This is a genomic window from Nostoc sp. FACHB-892 (assembly GCF_014698795.1).
In the GTDB taxonomy this organism is placed as follows: domain Bacteria; phylum Cyanobacteriota; class Cyanobacteriia; order Cyanobacteriales; family Nostocaceae; genus Nostoc.
Genome location: NZ_JACJTR010000007.1, coordinates 1 through 19,987, shown reverse-complemented (window position 1 = coordinate 19,987; position 19,987 = coordinate 1). Strand labels below are relative to the sequence as shown.

Genomic DNA, 19,987 nt, shown 5'->3' with positions numbered 1-19,987 from the left:
TCAGTTAAGGCTAAAATTCTTTCCCAAAGTCACAATTTTTTTAACGTAGGCGCATTCGCGAGAGCGTCTCGTAGAGAAGCGTCTTGACGCAGGCTTTACGGCTGCGCTCACTAATCCCCTACCTCAAAACCCTTAGCTTTGTACTTCATGCAGATGAAAACTGCTGTATTTATATTATCAACTTTGCGAACTTGATAGCCTGCTTACAGCAGTATAGTGGATAATACGCTTAGATTATCTAGTCGAGCGTCAACAATAAAATTTTTTCCAGGTGTCATTTGATAGCTACCACTGAGGTGATGCGGCAAGTAACTTAAGAACCAATTGTTGCTCTATGGGTTTAGAAAATAGATATCCTTGAGCAAAATCACAGTTGAAACTCCTCAATTGAGCTAACTGTTCTTGTGTTTCTACACCTTCAGCGATCGCACTCATTCCCATTGAGTTAGCAATGCCAATCATTGCTGGTACTAACCCCATATTCTCTTTGTTATCGTGCATACGTTTGACAAAAGATTTATCAATTTTAAGTGCATTCAAAGGAAAACTGTGCAGGTAACTCAAAGAGGAATATCCTGTACCAAAATCATCCATAATCAGCTTGATTTGTCGCTGCTTTAGTTGTTGAAGGATTATTTTAATCGCATCAGTATTTTCCATAATTACACTTTCTGTAATTTCTAATTCTAAATATGCAGGATTGATTTTATTTTCATAAATTATTCGGTCAATTTGCTCTAACAAATTGGGCTGTAAAAATAACCGTGCGCTCAAATTAACACTCATAGTTAGAGGTTCTGGCGTCACTGGATGATGTTGCCAGATGCTCAGTTGATGACAAGCTGACTGTAATACCCAAGTATTGATGGCATTAATCAAACCTGTTTCTTCTGCCACAGGAATAAATTCTGTGGGAGAAACTAGACCGCGAATCGGATGTTGCCAGCGCACCAAGGCTTCAAAGCCAGAAATTCTGCCTGTAATCAGGGAAACAATTGGCTGATAGTAAACGAGAAATTCTTGTCTTTCAACTGCCCTTCGCAGGTCATTTTCTAACTCTAAAAGCTGAATAGCTTCCTGATGCATTGCTGGATTGAAAACGTGATATTTAGCTCTTCCTTGAGCCTTAGCCCGATACATCGCCGTATCAGCATCGCGCAGTAAATATTCTGGGCGCTCATAATCTTTATTGCCCCAACTAATACCAATACTGGCATTCATAAATACTTCATATCTTGACAGTTTAAAAGCAAGTGATAACTGTTGCAGAACTGATTCTGCAACTTGGATTGCTATATTAATATCTGTAATATTTTCTAGGAGAATTCCAAATTCGTCACCACCCAATCGTGCTAGAGTATGAATAGGTATCAGACATGCTTGCAGGCGATGAGCGATCGCTATCAGCAATTCATCTCCTACCAGATGCCCAAGAGAATCATTGACAACTTTGAAGCGATCGCAGTCCAAAAAAAGTACCGCAAACTGATAACTAGATTCTTGCTGGGCACGATTTAGAGCATTTTCTAGTCGCCTGATAAATAAAACTCGGTTTGGTAATCCAGTTAGAGAATCATGCAGTGCTATTTCTAGCAGTTGGCTTTGCAATTTCTGGCGAGAATTTATTTCTTGTTGAAGCTTTTTTAGAGCTTTTTCTAGCTCCTCAGTTCGCTGTTTTACCCGATGTTCCAGTTCAATATTTAGTTTCAAGATTTCTAATTGCGCCGACCTCAATGCCAGTTGATTTTTCACGCGCACTAAAACTTCTTGAAATTCAAAAGGTTTGGTGATGTAGTCGACACCACCCATTTGAAAGGCTTTAACTTTGTCAAAAACATCATCTAAGGCACTAATAAAAATCACCGGAATATCGGCTGTTAGCTCCCAAGCCTTAAAAGTCTGACAAATTTCATAGCCATCTACTTCTGGCATCATAATATCAAGTAGAATCAAATCCGGTAAGACTGTTTGAGTTGCTGTCAGTGCCATTTGCCAGTTCAAGGCTTTACGAACGTTATACCCTTCCCTTGTCAATATGGAGGATAAAACCCGGAGGTTGTCGGCCATATCGTCAATGATCAAAATATCTTTTTTATTAGGGTCTAAATGCTCGTAATTCATTCTACGTTTGTTTTAGTCAATTCCATGATTTTCTCAAACTGGTAGTTATTCGCTAAATCCCTAAGAACTTTGAAAAGTTGACCATTATCCGATGGAATTTGCTTGAGTAACTCTAAAATCAGTTCATCACTACAGCTGGCTGCGGCATAGTAAATATTTTGGAGCCACTCAGGTGACATTTGTGATAAATGACTCAGGAGTTCGGCAACACTGACAAATATCTGTGTAGATTGATCGACAACAGTTGTATCTGTGGTTTTTACTTCGTTGGTATACTTGACACCCAGATGTTGGCTCAGTTTTTCCAATAATACTTCTTGTGTGAATGGCTTGCGAATAAAATCATCGCAGCCAATGGATAAAATTTTCTGGCGTTCTTCCTCAAAAGCGCTAGCAGTTAGGGCAATAATGATCGTGTCTGTATTGGAAGAACTCTGTCCTGCCCCAGAGAAGTCGTAAGGGGGAGCCAGGGCTGTAGAAGCATCATTTTCCATGACACTAGTTGCTTCTGGTGTGAGAGACGCTGCGCCAAGCTGGCTTTTGAATAGGGGTGCAACTTTGAAAACTTCGCGATCGCTTGAATCGGGAAATTCTTCTACCAAGTACTGGTTCGCCGACGATGACACCAACTGTTTCAATTTTGAGAACTTCCGCAATGTATTGGCTGCCCCATAACCTATTTGTTTAGTTTTAATCATTCTTGTTGCTTCGTAACCGTCCATGACTGGCATTCGCATATCCATAAAAATTAAGTGTGGTTGCCAAGATTCCCAATTAGCAACGGCTTCACTACCATCTTTAGCTTCTTTGACTTCAAATCCTAGAGATGTGAGAATTTTAACTAGCAACAATCGGCTTTCTTTGGAGTCGTCAACTACTAAGATGCGGTATGTTTTTTCATTGGAAGCTAAAGTTAGAATTTGGTATCTAATTTGGTTTGTCGGGATTTCTCTGGGGCAAGTTAGAGCAATCTGAACATCAAAAGTAAATGTACTACCGATACCAGGCATACTCCTAACAGTAATATTTCCTCCCATCAGTTGCACGTATTTCCGGCTAATCGCTAAACCTAATCCCGTACCTTGTTGGGATTTTCTGCCGATTTCGGTTTGCTCAAAAGCTTCAAATAGCAAGTCAATTTCTTGTGGAGCAATACCACAACCAGTATCTTCTACCTCAAATAAGAGATGAGGGGAATGAGAGAGATTCTGTCCCTGCTCCTCGTTTCCCCAACCCCCAGCCCCCAGTCTTACCCGTAACATTACCCTCCCAGTATTAGTAAATTTGATGGCATTTCCCAAGAGGTTGAGCAAGACTTGACACAATTTATTTTCATCCGTTTCTATGTATTTAGGAATGTTTTGTGCATATTCAAACACTAATTCTAAATTTTTAGATGCAGCACGCAAGTGCAACATCTCTTCTAAGTTCTTTAATACATGAATTAAGTCAAAGCTGCTGTTATTCAGTGTGATTCTGCCAGCTTCGATTTTGGACATTTCTAGGATGTCGTTAATTAAGTTGAGTAGATGTTCGCCAGCACGATTAATAATTGTCAAGTTTTCTTGATGCTCGCCAGATAACGAATAATCTCGGCTCATGATTTGGGTAAAACCGAGAATGGCATTGAGTGGGGTACGTAGTTCGTGGCTCATGTTAGCAAGAAATTCGCTTTTGGCAAGGTTAGCGGCGGTACTTCGCGCAGCTTCACGAATGGCTGCTTGTTGTTCCTGTGCAGCAATTTTTTGCGATTGAATCAGTTCTTGTTGGGTAGTTTGCAGTTGCTCGATCGCTTGCTGAAACTCTTCAGTACGTTTTTTTACTTGAGCCTCTAAGGTGCGATTATATTCTGCTAATAAGTTTTCTGCTTGTTTGCGTTGGGTGATATCAAAAAATGTAGCGATCGCAAATGCAAGATTTCCTGATTCATCATAAATTGGCTTTCCCAATACTTCAACGGGAATAATCTTGCCAAAATAGCGAATTTCCATATCATCAATCCTGGCGCTTTCCCCAAGCAATGCTCTCAAAATCGGCAGGCGATCGCTGGGGTAAAGTTGATCTGTCCCGGCAAGGTAAGCTTGATATACCTCTGACAATTGTTCGCCGCTAATTTCTGCGAGCGCTCCTTGACCAAGAATTTGCTGCCCAATATGATTTATATAATAAGGTTCACCTCCAGCATCGATGATAAATACACCTACTGGCATGGCTTCTAAAAATTGAGTTAGCCGACTCTGACTGTGAGATAACGCCTCATTTAAGACTTGCATCTGGGTATTCTTTGCTTCCAAAGTACTAAAGGATGCTTGGAGTTGCTTTGCCATCGTTTCAAATGACTTTGCTAGTTCTCCTAGTTCATCGGAACGCTGAATTTCTGGTGTTTGCTCCCATTCCCCTTGAGCAATTTTCTTAGCTGATATGTTTAATTGCAAAATCGGCTTAATTACCCACTGAGCAGTCAACATCCCAATTGTTGTAGCTACTAAAAAAGCAATTGCACAGAGCAAAATGGTGATGCGGGTGTTAGCGTTAATTTGTTCCATAAATTCGCTTTCTGGAATCACCGCCACGATTAGCCAATCTAAACCCAGTTGATCCTTCCAACTTTTTACCTGCACAAAATAATGCATTCCATTGGCGGTAAAGTTTAGCTGTTGCTTCGCGGCCATGAACTCAAGATTACCAAAGCGTTTGATCAACGACTGGGTTGTGAGTCGAATTAAATCATTTTGACTGTCTAATGCTGATCGACGTTTTATTTGATTATTAGTGATGGTATACGGTGGCTCGGTACTAGAAGAAGCCACTATTAACCCGGAACGCTCTAAAATAAAAGTCTTACCCAATTTTTTGGTATTTAAGTTGGCTAAAAAGTTGCTGATTTGTGACAAAATTAAATCAACACTAATTACCCCGATTAGTTTGTGAGTTTTATCGTAAACAGGATAGCTAGAAGATATAGATAAAACTTCTGGTTTATCTTCCCATTGATAAATTTGGCTCCAAACGGGTTTACCCGCCTTGACAGCATCTGCATACCACGCCTCTACACGAGGATCATAATTTTTAACTTGCTGAAGCTGGCGGCGATTCCCCTTCAAGTCTGTATTGTAAACATGAAGTTTCCCGATACCATGCTTTTCGGTAACTTCGTTAATTAAGAGCATGCCATTATCTAAACGTTCAATACCGATAAATTCACCTTTGGAGTTGGCAAAGCTGTTGTAGCCAACATTGAAAACCTGCATTTGTTTCCAAAAGTAATTTCCGGTGGTTTTAAAGTCCGAAAGGTTGAGCAAATCTAGCTCAATTGCATCTAAGTTGATTTGATTGATTTGCTTTGGGGTTGTTAAATAGTTGTCAAGATGCTGTTCAATGCGATCGCAGATTTCATTTTCTAATTGACTAGCAAGCTCCTTTACCGCTTTTTGACCGTTGTGATACGAAAGATAGCCCACAAGCCCTACAGCCCCACAAATTTGCAATATAAAGGGCACAATCAGAACATACCTCAGAGGCATCTTGGCATAAATGCCAACTAAGCGATTAATGGATTTGACGGGCTGAAGTTTGGATAACATTATTGTTTGCTTCTTCCCCAACGTATATTAGGGGTATTTTTGCCATATCCGCTACACTTAGTCTTATGGTAATTACTGTGTGCGATCGCTTTGAGCATGACATATCTTCGTAAAATTTTAGTATGGTATAATACTTAACATACACTTACTTGATTGGTTGAGTTCCTCCAACGCCTAATTTTCAGACTTTGTGCTAACACCTAAATTTGCTCAGTTTTAACTGGCAATATCTCAACTGAACTGAAATTTAACTAATAAGTTACAGTATGCCATTCTAAAATTCAGGTTGCCATTAGCACCCAATCCTAAATTTAATTTTTAATTGTTGATGTTTTGATTTTCCGGTCTCCAAACTCTGGACTTGTACAAAAACTTATATTTAAGTACAACAATTTCAAAATTCTCATCCAAATACATACTAAAAACAAAAAAAATCCAAAAAAATTTACTTTGGATTTTTTACTTTAAATAAATGTTAATTTTATTGTTAAAATATGTCAATATTATCGCCGACTTGTAAAATTTTTCCGGCTGAAGATGGGTGTAATTGGGTATTGACACTCAATCTGTAAAAATGATTAAAAGGCGATGAAGTAACCCAATTTGGCAGAGTTGCTTGTCGCTGGGTTACAAAGATTTTTTGAAAGTTTGGGTAAGCTTCCCCTAAGTAAGAATTGCGTGTCGGGACTATACAACGCTGACATGGATTAACCCCAAAAAAATCCACATTTCCCACTCGAAAGGAGACTAAATTACCTTGTTCACTAAATAACCGATCTTCCCAAAATGCTGGTACACCATCAATCTCAATATTCGCACGCATCCGACGGCGCATTTCATCTACACTTAAACCGGGAAACCAAGAAGCTACTTCTGCCAATGTTGCTGTACTAATTACCGTTGGCCCAAGTGAGTGTGTATCGTCAGGAAAACCCATCAAAGAGTTTTGCCTTAATCTGACAGCAAACTCAAAAAAATTACTCAAAGTTGCTTCTAATGCTTGCCGTTCCTCATCCAAATGAAAAATTTGTTGTGAGTTGCCGTCTGGCATTTGCAAAGAGATAGTTCTATTTAATAGTGCAAATTGTGCCCTTAGCAAATGGATTTTAGTATGACGCTTGCCATTGACAAATCTATCTTGTTCGTCAAAAATGGCAAACTCGCGGTCATGCTGTAGTGCGCCACTGGGAAGAACTCTAGCGTTCTCAACTTCAACACCATCGAGTGACTTAACTGGATACAATAAAATCTTGGCTAGGTAAGGCATCATAGCAATTTTAGATTGGTGATTTAGCAGTTTTCAATCTAAGAATTATTTTCTTACTTATAGGGGTTATTACTTCGGTGCAATACAGTCTGAATCTCATGCCGTATTTGCTTACACAAATACCCCCTTTCCTGTAGCAAGGAGAGGGGTTGGGGGTGAAGTTTAAAAATATACTTCATGCAATTGTTAACAGCTATCGGTGATGTATTTATCCACATCGTCAGAGTCCCCCACTTCTAACAAGTGGTAGGTAACAGTTAGGGTCAAATTCCCGACTGAAACTGTGATAACTGTTTACTCTTTACTATTTACTGGTTTAATTAGGGATATACTGGCGATTTATCTATTCCTCCAACATTATTTAGAGGCCAAAACCGAACTACAGCCCGTCCAATAATATTCTCGCGGGGGACAACACCCCAGCAGCGACCATCGTAACTATTGTTACGATTATCACCTAGTACTACATATGAATTGGCTGGTATAGTCTGGGGTTTCGCTAAAAAAGGTGGCTGTGGCCCTGATTGGCAAACATCAATGACTGTACTTTGACCAGAACCAAGGTAATTTGTTTCTGGGAGGGGTTTGTTGTTGATATAAACTTTGCCATCCCTAAGTTGGATTTTTTCTCCAGGTAAGCCAATTACACGTTTAATAAAAGCGTCCTGGTATTGTTCTTTTTGTAGCTCTTTTGTAGGCGAAAATACTACAATATCTCCCCGCTGCGGGTCAGCAAATTTATACTTCAATTTATCGACAATGATTTTGTCTGCTTCCCACTGGTTTGGCGTACCATGCAGAGTCGGTTCCATCGATCCCGAAGGAATCCAGCGTGCTTCAGCAACAAAGGTACGAATTCCTAGAGCTAGAACAATGCTCAATACAATTGTTCTACCTAGCTCTGCAATCCATGAATTATCGGGTTGTTGACTAGAGTTGTTATCAGACACTTGATTTTGCATGAAATTACTTAACTGAAGGAAAAATGTAGGTAATTAACTCGCCTAGTGAGACTTTATTTGTTAATCTTAACGGGAAAATTTTAATTTCCTAGTCATGTTCCCATCTTGATTACCAATTTTAGATTGTGGATTTGACAGATTTCTTCATAAATTAAAAATAAACTTTTTTTTAACGCGCGGCAAAAATTGGTTACTCTGGGCGCGAATAAGTTTAACCTAAAAGCATAGTTCTCCGTAACACATAATTCCCTGTCTCAACTTTGTTAACCTTATGTCATCTCCACAAATTTTATTGATTCGCCGCGCTCGCATAATTCTACCCAATGGTGAACTGATGATTGGGGATGTGTTGACGCGCGATCGCCAAATAGTCGAAGTTGCCCCAGAAATCTCCCAAACGGAACTAGCCACTGAAATTGACGCAGAAGGGTTAACTTTGTTGCCAGGAGTTATCGATCCGCAGGTGCATTTTCGGGAACCTGGACTAGAACACAAGGAAGATTTATTCACTGCCAGTTGCGCCTGTGCTAAAGGTGGAGTCACAACATTTTTAGAAATGCCCAATACGCGCCCCCTGACAACAACACAGCAGGCTTTAGACGACAAGCTAGAACGTGCCTCACAAAAGTCTTTAGTTAATTATGGGTTTTTTATTGGGGCAACAGCAGAGAATCTACCAGATTTGCTTTTGGCAAAGCCAACACCAGGAATTAAAATTTTCATGGGGTCGATGCATGGTCAGTTGCTAGTTGATGGCGAAACAGCATTGGAGGCGATATTTGCCAAAGGCGATCGCTTGATTGCCGTTCATGCCGAAGACCAAGCTAGAATCAATCAACGCCGCCAAGAATTTGCCAACATCCACGATCCAGCCGTTCACTCGCAAATTCAAGATAATCAAGCGGCTTTGCTTGCAACCCAACTAGCATTAAAACTTTCTCAAAAATATCACCGTCGTCTGCATATTCTGCACATGTCAACTGCCGAAGAAGCAGATTTGCTGCGTCAAGAAAAACCTAGTTGGGTAACTGCGGAGGTAACGCCACAGCATTTGTTATTGAACACCAGTGCTTATGAGCAGATTGGTACTTTGGCACAGATGAATCCACCTTTGCGATCGCCCCACGATAACGAAGTTCTTTGGCAAGCTTTGCGCGATGGCGTGATTGATTTCATCGCTACAGATCACGCGCCGCACACCTTAGAAGAAAAAGCTCAAGAATACCCCAATAGTCCTTCGGGAATGCCTGGGGTAGAAACTTCCCTAGCTTTGATGTTAACTGCGGCGATGGAAGGAAAGTGTACTGTGGCTCAAGTTGTTAACTGGATGTCAAAAAATGTAGCTGTGGCTTATGGTATTCCCAATAAAGGAGTGATCGCACCTGGTTCTGATGCTGATTTAGTGCTTGTAGATTTAAACTCATACCGTCCAGTCCGGCGCGAGGAACTTTTAACCAAATGTCGTTGGAGTCCCTTTGAAGGCTGGAACCTCACCGGCTGGGCTAAAACCACCATTGTCGGTGGTGAGGTCGTTTATGATAAAGGCCAGGTAAATACGCAAGTGCGGGGTAAAGCTGTAGCTTTTGTATAGCAAATATTTATAAAAAGGCATCGGGAAAACCCAATATTTCAAAGATGGGATGAGAGACACCCAAATGCCGTTGACTGTTGACTGTTGACTGTTAACCGTCAACAGTCAACTTGGTGCAATTCGATATCTAGGCATTGCGCTGTCATTAAATGCAACTTCTGGCATGTCTTCTAACAGCATTTTTGCAGCAGTTAGAGTACCTGGGACTCTTGATACCCAACGAAGTTTAAATGTTCTGGACGTATCCCTTCTCCTAAAAGATGCTCTGTCGCTTTGCCTACGAAAAACTTTTCAAAGTACAAATGCATCGTGATATGCGGCATTACCTAAAAAGGAAGTTTTCAGGCTTTTCTTAATTATCCTGTAATGCCTACGGCGGTAAACTACGTAAATAGACGATGCTGTGCCCTTACGAAAGATATGGTTTTTAAGCTTAATTCATATTTGGTATTTCTTGTCAATGCGTAAGTCATATAGCACTGAGATTTGCAAGTAAATAAGCTAAACCACATCTAATTTTTCATTGCTAGCCAAGCCAGTCAAAGGTTAGAGCCGAAAAATTATGCAAGTTAAATGTGGAACAGCTTAGTCTCGAATTGCGATCGCATCATCTAAAGTTTTAGTTGGTAACTTAGCAATGTGATTGCGATACTTGCGGTAGTCAACCGCACAAGTAGAAGGACTAACCTGTGGTTTTTTAAACTCAGCGTATTTTTCCCATAATTCTCCCAAGTCTGTTTGGGGGTTAGGTGAAGGGGTAATTGGGGTAAACACCTTTACCTTACATATTTACCCCAGTTTTACCCCAGTTGTTTCCCCAACCTACTCAAAATTAACCCAAAAATATTGGAAGGCTCTGGAAACAAGCCCTACAACTACCATTAAAAAAGGGCTTCAAAGCGCTGTAATGCTTATATTTATTTTGTCAATTGCCAAATTAAATGACCACTTGACAAATTAATGTTTTTTAAAATATTGGCATTAAAACCCTTGCATAAAAAGGATTTTGCCTTTTTAGCCTTAGTTTAGTTTGGCAGAGAATAATTGCCACATTAGCTGTCCGCTGTCAAAAGTATGACAAATTATCTGTCCTCTCTCGAAAATCGCAGTTCTCCAAACCTTTACGAAAATTGACAAAATAATTGTCTTTTACAGAAGTACAATACAACTATGTTTCTATTAAACAGATATGTTTAAATATGGAAAACGATATTCCCGATGGTGACCAAGAGTTAGAAAACTATGAAATTGCCACTGAACTTTCAGAAGATGATAAACATTTACTGGATATGATTCAGCAATTACTAGAACCGTGTGATCGGATTACCTACGGAGGAAGACAAAGGGAAGTAGCAGCCAAATTAGGGAAATCTGTGCGGACGGTACGACGGCTAGTAAAAAAATGGGAACAGGAGGGTTTAGCTGCACTCCAAACCACGAGACGGGCTGATAAAGGTAAACATCGAATAGATTCTGATTGGCAGCAGTTCATCATTAAGACATATAAAGAAGGCAATGAGAATGGTAAGCGAATTACACCCCAACAAGTTGCTATCCGCGTAGAAGCAAAGGCATCTGAATTAGCCCAAGAAAAGTATCCCAGTTATAGGACTGTGTATCGAATTCTGCAACCAATTATTCTCGGATTTTTATTATGCTGGGAGCTACCCCAAGTCTGGCAGAGAACAGGTTAAGCCGACGCTGTAACCACAGTTCAGCGTGTTGTGTGTACCAATGAATAAAATGCTCCCTAGCATGGTTATGTTCGTTAGACCTCATCATGAATCGACCTTGGTAAAGGCGTAGAGGAGTTGCTAATTTTGGTGGTACTAGCAACAGTCGGTAACTCCGACCTAGATAATAAAATCCTTCACCGTTGACAAACTCTTTCTCAAACCGATTTTGGCAGAGTAATTCTTTTTCTGCTAATTTTGTATAAATCCAAAAGCGCTTCTGTTGGGCAATTTGCTCAATTATTTCCAGGGGAGAGTCAGAGGGAGCATTAAGGATTAATTCTCCACCCCGGTCAATGGTAATGCCTACAGTTTTGCGCTTGTCACTGCGGTGCAAAACAAAGTATAAGTCATCAATTACCAGAGACTCACTCATGTGGTTAATCTTGCATGGAGGGCTTTGGCTAATTCTACGATGCGATCGCTTACTGCTTGCTGTCGAGAGAAGGATATCACATCGTTGTCATCTAAGAAACGGACAAACCACCCCCGCAAGACGTTTTGAGCGTGGGCATTTCTCCAGAAATCTACTATCCGAATTTCCTGACGGATATGTTCCACCATTTCCACTGTAATTGCTGCCAGTTTGTCAAGTTCTGGCTTGAGCAATTCCTGGTCTAAGCCAATTTCTTCTACTAGGATGCCGAAAAATGGTGCTTGGGTCTTCGTGTCAAGCTGAGTTTCATCCTCTGGGCGACCTTGCCGCAAATCTTGAGTAAATTGGCGTAGTGCTTCCACCAATTCTGCCCATTTATCCTGAAACTTTTCTAGGATGTCTTCTAGCCGTTCGCTTAATTTTTTGTAGTAGGCTGGGTCTTCTTGAAAGTTTTTGCTGATATGGTAGCGGGCAGCGTGTTCCATCTCGGATGCTTTGGCACGGTCTGAAGTTCGAGCGCTGACAGCACTCTCAAAGTCAGCATCCATAATCGAGATTGGCGGGACTTGAGGATCTATGCCACTGGCTACGATGTACTCATCTATGAGTTGCCGCACTTTATTTCCTGCGCCATAAAGATTGAGTTGGAAATCACGATAAAGGTTAGCGGCAGCTTTGTTGATGTAACCGAGAATTTTCGCGTCCCGTATGTAAGGTAATGCTTCTGGACGGGGCATGACAATATCTAAGCTTTCCAAGAACTGCTTCAGCTTCACTACAAATTCAGCGCGGATTTTTATGTCTCGCAGCAAATCAATGCAAGCATTGACATCAGCAATATCATGAATACCCTGTCCTTGGAAAACTGCAAGCATGCGCTGATGTTGATCGCCTAACTTAGGTAATTCATCCTTAAGGCTGATTAAAGCACCTTGGATATCTTCAGCACTATAAACTGCCAAAGCTTTTTTAAGATGTCGCGCAACGCCGTAGTAGTCTACAACAAAGCCACAGGATTTAGATGAGTAGGTGCGGTTGACACGAGCGATCGCTTGTAATAATTCATGTCCTTGCATTGAGCGATCCAAATACAAAACTTGCTCAATTGGGGCATCAAACCCAGTTAGCAGCATACTTTTGACAATGAGGAAAGTAAGACCATCTTGTTTGCTTGAATCAGTATGCACCAGTGGTTTTTTAAAACGGTTGATGTACTCTTCTACTTTGGCTTTGTCACTCCACTGCTTCCAAGCTGGATTATCGTTGTGTCCACTGGAAATTACAGTTGCAAACTCTAATTGTTTGATTTGCTCTATTCGAGGATAGATAAGCTAATCGGCACGCAAGTTGCATAATAAGAAGAGGAAGTCGTTTAAAAGCAACTATGCCACCAGCAGCCAAAAACTTTTTAACGCCGGAGCAAGTCAGCAAGCTACAGGAAGCTCTAAAAGAAAGTGATCTACCACACGTCAGAGAAAGAATTCTCATTATTCTGCTACAGAATGATGGGAAACCACAACACGAAATTGCTAAATTTTTAGGTTGTTCGCACAGGACAGTAGCATATTGGTATATGCACGGTAATCCAGATAATCTAGAAACTTTACATAATAAAAGAGAGTATGGACATTACCGCAAAGCTACTCCTGAATATATTGAGCTGCTATTAAAAACTGTTGCTCAAGAACCATCAGATTTAGGATACGAATTTGGTAAATGGACGGCAGAACGACTAGCTACATATTTAACCGAAAAAACAGGAATTGATTTAAGTAGTTCTCAAGTAAGAAGGATATTAAAGAGAAAAAAGTATAGTTATATCTGGGCTAAATCTAGCTTAGAAGATAAACAAAATCCAATTGAAAGAGCCAAGTTCAGGGAGAAGCTTACTCAATATTTAAAAATAGCGCGAGAAGAGCCAGAGCGTTTACAGGTGTGGTTTTGGGACGAGAGTGGTTTTAGTTTACGTGTGATTAGACGCAAGAGTTAGGGTAGAAAAGGAAAACGAAAAAGTGTTCCAGGGGAACGGCGTTGTGGTCGAGTTAATGTGATGGGAGCAATTAGAGAATTAGACCGGAAACGGGTATGCTTTTTTGTAAAAAAAGGAAACGCCGATATTTTTTATGAGCAATTACAACAATTAAATGAATTAATTAAGCAAGAATGGGCTAGTATTGAAAACCATTTTGAAGATTTTGCAAAATTTGGGCCAAAGATTATTTTATTTTTAGATAATGCTATTTTTCATAAACGCAAAGATGTTCTAGCTAAAATAGCTGAAGACTTTCCAAATTGTATTTTAGAATTCCTGCCGGCTTATAGCCCTGATTACAACATTATCGAGTTAGTCTGGTACTCATGTAAAGAATATATTGCTCATCGGTTATTCAAATCAGTAGATGAATTAAAATCACTGCTAGATAAGCTGTTGAATCAAGGCGAGTTAGTGATCAAGTGGCATCGGAAAATCAAAAACAAAAGCAATAGCCAGTATGTTGCAGCTTAAATGCCGATTAGCTTATTTTAGGCAAGCATCATGAATGCTGATTGTGTCTGCTGTTGGTGCTGTGGTTCTCTTCCGTGCTGCCATGATTTACGCTCCTTTTTGTAATTTCTGTAATTGCTGGAATGCTTGCTGATAGCGGTATCTAGAAAAATCATTCGGGTTTTTGGCGATATAGCCTTTGACGCGATCGCTGCGTCGGAGTTGAGCCATTAATCGCCCTACTCTCCCCAAAACCCATGCTTGATATGGCGACAAGGGCGACTCCCGATCGTGAGTGTTATCGGCTTTTTTGGGGTAGGCATCTCTGAAACTGGGGATTCTCCAGAAGGCTAAATTTTCCCAAGTGACTAAAGTAGAACGGCTAACACCCAAGACCTCAGCTAAATATGTCTTGGTAGATGGGAAATCAAGGAATGAGTCTATGTCTGTATAATGCTTGCTCCGTCTAGGTTTCATCGGTTTACTACAGTAATCAATGTGAATCAGATAGTAACTAGCTAGCAATCAGAATAAGTACACATCAGTATGTAGCACCTAAACGCTAAACCCTTTACTGCGTAAGTCTCTGGGGTACTCGTAGGACGCTAATTAGTGACTTGTTGTTGATCGATTGCTATGGTGCTAATATAGCAATAGGTGCGTCACTTAGTCAACTAGGAACTATAAAACGCTTTTGGTCGGTATTTGGAGCCATAATTGGACAAAAGTGTTTATATAGTTGTTCTTATGCCTTCAAGCAAGCCACGAATAACCTTGAGATTAGATCAGGAGGATATAGAATTCCTAGACCATTGGGCGAACAAAGAGTTTTTAACGGTTCCCCAATTGACTAGGGTGCTAGTAAAACGGGCGATCGCCGAACAAAAGAAACTAGAACAAAATAAATCAGCATGACAGAAGCACAAATCTAAGTAGCGATGCCTACGGCGAACTATTCGGTTTCGCCAAAAGATTAAACGGGAGAATTTACAATGGTCAGCAGTCTTAAAGAACTAATTGATCAGCCAGAATTGGGTCATACCTCAGACCCAGAGGAAAGGTTTATCAGCAGTGGCGTGAGTTGGGAGAGCTATGAATCGCTACTAGTCAAACTAGAAAACAACTCTCATTACCGTGTTACTTATTTAGATGGAATATTAGAGATAGTGTCGCCATCAATCAGGCATGAAAAAATCAAAACGAATTTAGGGATGCTGTTAGAGCGTTTCTTTTACAGCAAGCGTATTCGTTTTGTACCTATGGGAAGTTCTACTTTTAGAAATAAAGCAAAAAAAGCAGGTGCGGAACCAGACGAATGTTACTGCATAGGTGAAGAGAAAAGTGTACCGGACTTAGCCATAGAAGTAGTTCTCACCAGTGGCAACATAAGTAAATTGGAAATCTACCGAAGATTAGGAGTTGCAGAAGTTTGGTTCTGGGAGAGAAACCAGTTTAAGCTATACCACCTACGGGACAATTCCCAGACTGAGCTTGCCAGCATTTTCCCTGATACTTATGGCTATGAGCTTAGGGCAGCAAGCGAAATACTACCAGGATTAGACATTTCCTTGCTAGAGCAATGCATTACAATTTCAGATTCAATTCAGGCTGTTGATGAATTTGAACAGGGACTAAAAGCGGACAATGAGTGAAACAGATAGCGCCGCGATCGCTCAACTCTACGAGAGATTAGAGCGATTTGAGGCGAACACAAATAGAACCTTGTCCAGTCAGACAGTACTTTTAGAAGAAGTTTTACGGATACTCCGCGATGCAAAAGGCGGCAAGCTACGCAATGACGGTACAGGTATATGAAGAGATTTCCAAAGTATGCAATCCCCTTACCAATAGTTTGTATTTTTGAGGACTACACAAAAGATATAAAATCTTAGCTTAATTCATCTAAAGTTCACAAAATAACTAGCAAAAAAATGCTAGCTACACAGCCCTCAGCTTTTTGAGTGCGATCGCAGGGATTAGATTAATCCACTACGGTAAGCAAAAGCAGCGCACAAAGAAACGTTTACTAGACGTTTCAGCCCCCGGACTCTGCAACCAGCAAGTCTAATTAAATTTATAACTATTTCAAGCTTACCGACTAATCCCTACAATCTGCAAATTTAAAAGTTAAGGGGCTGTCCAAACCAACAAAGGACAACCCAATGAATAAACCCCTCACTTTTGACAGACAGGGGTTTGCGAATGAAAATTCTAGTATTTTAACGCAAACTTTCCCCAACAATCAAGAATCTCGAATTTCGGAATTATCAAACCATATAAGCGATCGCCGAACTAGCACCAAATATTTAAAAGCGGGTTGCTGTGACGTTGCTCTAAGACCATGCCCCGACCCGGATGAGTTACTGCGATCGCCTAACCTCAACTTAGAGTAGTCCTTTTACTTACAGCGATTAGTCAAGCTTGGCTGGTTTAGTAGTCAGGTGGCCGCCGTACTTCTCCAAATTGAAGCCAAGGTTGGAGGGGTGGCAGTATGAATCACAAAGGATTCGGCAAGATAGCCTCACCCCAAAAATCACTAAATCAAGAACTAAGGCAGGTTTTTAGAAAATTCAACAAGCGAGGTAAGCTCAGAAGTACCCCTTGGGCTTTGCATGAAGTCTCAAGACTTGAGTCCAGAGATGGAAAAGTCCATCAAGTTGTTGTAGCCTCCAACCAAAATGATATGGCGCAAGGCGATGCCTGCTCTGGGCGTAGCCATCACCATGATAGCGAAATTCAAGCACTGGGTAATTATCAAGGATTCAAAGAGCCATCCGCACCTTATACTTTGCCAGCCAGAGAAGATTTTGAAGCAAGCCACTGGCAAGAGTGGGGTGAGAGTGGGATTGACAGTGAGATAGCGGCACTTAACTTCAAATCGCTGTCAGGGAATGCCGCTTTTGATTACTTGCTCTACTCCGATAAAATCAGCCGCCGTAACGATGGGCGGCTACGCGATAGGGATATGCGGCGATATGCTCACCTCTCTAATGGTGGTTGGTGGTGTAGCGGAATAAATATTATCACTGGTGAAGATTCCGATTGGGGATGCTTCAAGCCCAACACGCCAAGAATAGATGAGGGTAACAGCAAGGCAATTAAGTATGAGCATCCCCCCAAAGTTGACACAGAAATTTTTGCCTTACGGATTCCCGCCCGGATCTGGGAATTAATCGGTCGCCGCTACGATGTGGCACTACCAGAAAATTACCAAAGTTTACCTTATGGTAATTTTTGGCGATGGGTGAGAGAGAATACCCAAATTCCCGTTATCATCTGCGAGGGTGCTAAAAAAGCAGCTGCAATCTTATCTTGTGGTTATGTCGCCATTGGTATACCCGGAGTGTGGGGAGGCCGTCGCCAACCAAAGGATGAATATGGCGAGAATAGCGGCGCACCGTATCTGATCCCACAGTTAGCCGCTTATGCTCAACCAGGCAGACGAATTTATTTCTGTTTCGATGCCGATGTGAAGCGCACCACAGTTAGAAGCGTGAATGGTGCGATCGCTAAAACTGCCAAGCTTTTATCTTTGCGCGGCTGTGAAGTCCGAGTAATGGGGTGGCATCTGGCATTAGGAAAAGGGATTGATGATGTACTAGCCGCTTACGGCCGCGACCAATTTGATACTATTTACTGCGATGCCCTGAAATTAGATGAGTGGAACACCAAGCAACTAAGGCGGCTCACATACACCCCAGATTTGAACTTAAATCAGCGTTACTTGGGTGAGTTGGCTATTCCTTTGGGTAAGCAGCTAATAGGCTTGAAATCGCCAAAGAACACAGGTAAAACTCACTTGCTTCAGTGGCTAACTGACCCGATAATTCGCGCTGGTGAGAGGAGAGTGTTAGTAATTACCCATCGGGTGCAACTTGCTACGCAGCTTGTAAAAAAACTGGGATTACCTTTCATTACCGAAGTGAAGCAGACTGAGCAAGGCTCACATTTCGGAATGGGCTTAGTAATTGATAGCTTACATCCAAAAAGCCAAGCCAAATTTAACCCTGATGAGTGGAAAGGGTGCTGGTTGATTTTGGATGAAATCATGCAGCTAATCTGGCATTTGTTGAGCAGTTCGACTTGTCAGACAGATCGCGTAGCCATCATCAAAAATTTCAAACGCCTGCTACAAAATGTTGTTAATTATGGTAGGAAAATCTTCATTGCCGATGCTGACTTAAACGATATTGGTATTGACTTTATCAAAGGGCTGCTTGGGCAAGAGATTGACACTTTTCTCGTGGAAAATACATTTCAGTTTGTAGAGCCTTGGCAGGTAAATTTAGTACAGGGTAATAATCCAGCACAATTAGTAAAAATTCTTACCCAAAAACTAGAGAATGGGGATAAGTGCTTTGTTGCTTTGTCTGGACAACGGGCTAGTTCTAAATGGGGTTCCCGCAATTTGGGCGTGGGTAGGGAATTTCTACCGGATAGAGAAATAAACGTCATGTCTACCGCTTTAAAAAATGGCGGTGGAGATTATTTCATTCCCGATACTAATAAAAGCTTTATTGGGAAAAAAATTGATGCTTTAGACTGGATTGGGTACAAAGAGCTTCGAGAAACGGACGGATTGAGCAACAATCACCCATTAGCACAAGCAGTATTTGAGAAAGCAAAAACTCATCAGTCTGATTTGAGCTTAATTCTTGGCGCTAAGAGTAATATGTTTGCTCTTCTAAATACTCCCATGCAAGTCTGTCAAAAACTAGCGTCTCTTACTGGGTATAAATTCCCCCGATTGCGGCGAGAGGGAACACGAGGAAACCAAGTCTGGATTTACGGTGTCGCCGCGCCAGACTTCCAAAAAGATGATGAGGGGAATCTGGTTTTTGTCGATGGTCGCGCTGTTCCCGTTAGCGATCGCCGAGAGGAAGTTTTTACGGCATGGGTAGAGCGCGATATCCTAGCCAGAGAAAAAGCCGCCAAAGCCAAACTGGAGGCACAAGTACAAGCAACAATTCCCAATTGCCAATTGTCAGCACTTGCAGAAACCGAAATTAATACGCTGACTACATTACAAGAACAGTACGCAGAGCAAAAAACACAGACCCTAACAGAAGAAGTTGAGTCAATAGTCATCACTCATGACTCAGAAAGTCAGGTAATCATAGCTGAGTTACCAGTTGAAAATCATCAGCAGTCCACAGAAGCGGTAATTGAGAAACTACTAAAAATTTCTAATTGGGGAGAAGTTGCGGCGAACCAAGCCGAGATTGATCAAGTTTGGTCGCTACTTTCAGAAAACCAGCGTTCGCATCTCTGGCAACTTCATCAAAAATATCAGCAGCAATTGTCTTTAGAGGAATTGGCAGCAGGGATTGACATTTTAGAGTTGAAGCGGTTAGAAGCAAGGGGAATTCCCACCAATTTAGCTTTAGAAGTGATGGTGATTATACCAAAGGTAATCAATGGCACAGCCACACCTGAAGAGGTTGTCCGAGGACTAATGATTATGTCGCCATCCTTAAGAGAGCAAATTGAATAGTTTCGAGAATTACCACATTGGTTTACTTTGGGTTGTCGCCTTGCATCAGTGCATCTAACTGAGCTAACAACTTCTCTACTTTGGATTTTTTCTTCGGATCATCCCACACTTTCGCTTTTTTGAAGCGTTGAAAAGTATCATCAACGCGGTCTTTTATGGATGCTGATTCTGTCTCACATCTGAATTACTAAGAATTAAGAAGATGATTAATGAGTTAGTCTTGTTAATAGCTAACTTTATCCCTCTGATACCAATTTAATATGAAGCTGCATAGAAAAGAGCTTCTAGGATAAAATTATAAGAAGAGACAGAAATCACCTGCTCAAATGAAAGTTGGTCGAATATTTCTTGGATGCGATCACGTAAAGCTTGTA

15 protein-coding genes and 2 pseudogenes are annotated in these 19,987 nt (G+C 41.1%); 8 read left to right on the top strand and 9 right to left on the bottom strand.

The window, feature by feature from the left end; genetic code table 11:
• Window positions 1–285: 285 nt before the first annotated feature.
• From H6G96_RS11570 to lepB, 4 genes are all read right to left on the bottom strand, one after another.
• The gene (locus H6G96_RS11570; RefSeq protein WP_190911594.1) at window positions 286–2,121 is read right to left on the bottom strand and encodes a GGDEF domain-containing response regulator; all 1,836 of its coding nucleotides are present in this window, start codon (window positions 2,119–2,121) and stop codon (window positions 286–288) included.
• Window positions 2,118–5,705, bottom strand: a complete 3,588-nt coding sequence (locus H6G96_RS11565; RefSeq protein WP_190911593.1) for an ATP-binding protein — start codon at window positions 5,703–5,705, stop codon at window positions 2,118–2,120. Before H6G96_RS11565 ends, H6G96_RS11570 begins: the two co-directional genes overlap by 4 nt.
• 487 nt (window positions 5,706–6,192) lie before the next feature.
• On the bottom strand, window positions 6,193–6,972 hold the full coding sequence (locus H6G96_RS11560; RefSeq protein WP_190911797.1) for an MOSC N-terminal beta barrel domain-containing protein: 780 nt from the start codon (window positions 6,970–6,972) through the stop codon (window positions 6,193–6,195).
• A gap of 320 nt (window positions 6,973–7,292) precedes the next feature.
• Entirely contained in the window at window positions 7,293–7,934 is a 642-nt protein-coding gene (lepB, locus tag H6G96_RS11555) for a signal peptidase I (RefSeq protein ID WP_190911592.1), read from the bottom strand.
• A gap of 271 nt (window positions 7,935–8,205) precedes the next feature.
• Here lepB and H6G96_RS11550 point away from each other — a divergent pair, with 271 nt between their 5' ends.
• A complete protein-coding gene (locus H6G96_RS11550; RefSeq protein WP_190911591.1) occupies window positions 8,206–9,525 on the top strand; it encodes a dihydroorotase in 1,320 nt (439 codons plus the stop codon).
• A 224-nt stretch (window positions 9,526–9,749) separates the two neighbouring features.
• Here H6G96_RS11550 and H6G96_RS41275 read toward each other — a convergent pair.
• Both H6G96_RS41275 and H6G96_RS11545 read right to left on the bottom strand, forming a co-directional pair.
• Window positions 9,750–9,839 (bottom strand): annotated as a pseudogene (locus H6G96_RS41275) (DUF4277 domain-containing protein); the annotation flags it as partial.
• 271 nt (window positions 9,840–10,110) lie between these two features.
• Window positions 10,111–10,299: a hypothetical protein gene (locus tag H6G96_RS11545; protein WP_242063250.1), complete on the bottom strand. Its 189-nt coding sequence runs from the start codon at window positions 10,297–10,299 to the stop codon at window positions 10,111–10,113.
• A gap of 425 nt (window positions 10,300–10,724) precedes the next feature.
• Here H6G96_RS11545 and H6G96_RS11540 point away from each other — a divergent pair, with 425 nt between their 5' ends.
• Window positions 10,725–11,219, top strand: a complete 495-nt coding sequence (locus tag H6G96_RS11540; protein WP_242063249.1) for a helix-turn-helix domain-containing protein — start codon at window positions 10,725–10,727, stop codon at window positions 11,217–11,219.
• Here the strand turns inward: H6G96_RS11540 and H6G96_RS11535 are convergent.
• Both H6G96_RS11535 and H6G96_RS11530 read right to left on the bottom strand, forming a co-directional pair.
• On the bottom strand, window positions 11,161–11,634 hold the full coding sequence (locus H6G96_RS11535) for a YgjP-like metallopeptidase domain-containing protein (protein WP_190911590.1): 474 nt from the start codon (window positions 11,632–11,634) through the stop codon (window positions 11,161–11,163). The genes H6G96_RS11540 and H6G96_RS11535 overlap by 59 nt on opposite strands.
• Window positions 11,631–12,821 (bottom strand): type I restriction enzyme endonuclease domain-containing protein, encoded by a 1,191-nt coding sequence (locus H6G96_RS11530; RefSeq protein WP_347242216.1) that lies wholly within the window; start codon window positions 12,819–12,821, stop codon window positions 11,631–11,633. The genes H6G96_RS11535 and H6G96_RS11530 overlap by 4 nt, the downstream gene beginning before the upstream one ends.
• Before the next feature lie 197 nt (window positions 12,822–13,018).
• Here H6G96_RS11530 and H6G96_RS11525 point away from each other — a divergent pair.
• A pseudogene (locus H6G96_RS11525) lies at window positions 13,019–14,140 on the top strand (IS630 family transposase).
• 87 nt (window positions 14,141–14,227) lie between these two features.
• On the opposite strand, the gene H6G96_RS11520 reads toward H6G96_RS11525, so the two are convergent.
• Window positions 14,228–14,596 (bottom strand): hypothetical protein, encoded by a 369-nt coding sequence (locus tag H6G96_RS11520; RefSeq protein WP_190911589.1) that lies wholly within the window; start codon window positions 14,594–14,596, stop codon window positions 14,228–14,230.
• 297 nt (window positions 14,597–14,893) lie between these two features.
• On the opposite strand from H6G96_RS11520, the gene H6G96_RS11515 reads away from it, so the two are divergent.
• From H6G96_RS11515 to H6G96_RS11495, 5 genes are all read left to right on the top strand, one after another.
• A complete protein-coding gene (locus H6G96_RS11515; protein WP_190911811.1) occupies window positions 14,894–15,034 on the top strand; it encodes a hypothetical protein in 141 nt (46 codons plus the stop codon).
• Between the two features lie 77 nt (window positions 15,035–15,111).
• Window positions 15,112–15,771, top strand: coding sequence for a Uma2 family endonuclease (locus tag H6G96_RS11510; protein ID WP_190911588.1), 660 nt, complete (start codon window positions 15,112–15,114; stop codon window positions 15,769–15,771).
• Window positions 15,764–15,934 (top strand): hypothetical protein, encoded by a 171-nt coding sequence (locus H6G96_RS11505; RefSeq protein WP_190911587.1) that lies wholly within the window; start codon window positions 15,764–15,766, stop codon window positions 15,932–15,934. The genes H6G96_RS11510 and H6G96_RS11505 overlap by 8 nt, the downstream gene beginning before the upstream one ends.
• 347 nt (window positions 15,935–16,281) lie before the next feature.
• The gene (locus H6G96_RS11500) at window positions 16,282–16,512 is read left to right on the top strand and encodes a hypothetical protein (RefSeq protein WP_190911586.1); all 231 of its coding nucleotides are present in this window, start codon (window positions 16,282–16,284) and stop codon (window positions 16,510–16,512) included.
• A 98-nt stretch (window positions 16,513–16,610) separates the two neighbouring features.
• Window positions 16,611–19,613, top strand: coding sequence for a DUF3854 domain-containing protein (locus H6G96_RS11495; protein ID WP_190911585.1), 3,003 nt, complete (start codon window positions 16,611–16,613; stop codon window positions 19,611–19,613).
• The last annotated feature ends 374 nt before the right edge of the window (window positions 19,614–19,987 follow it).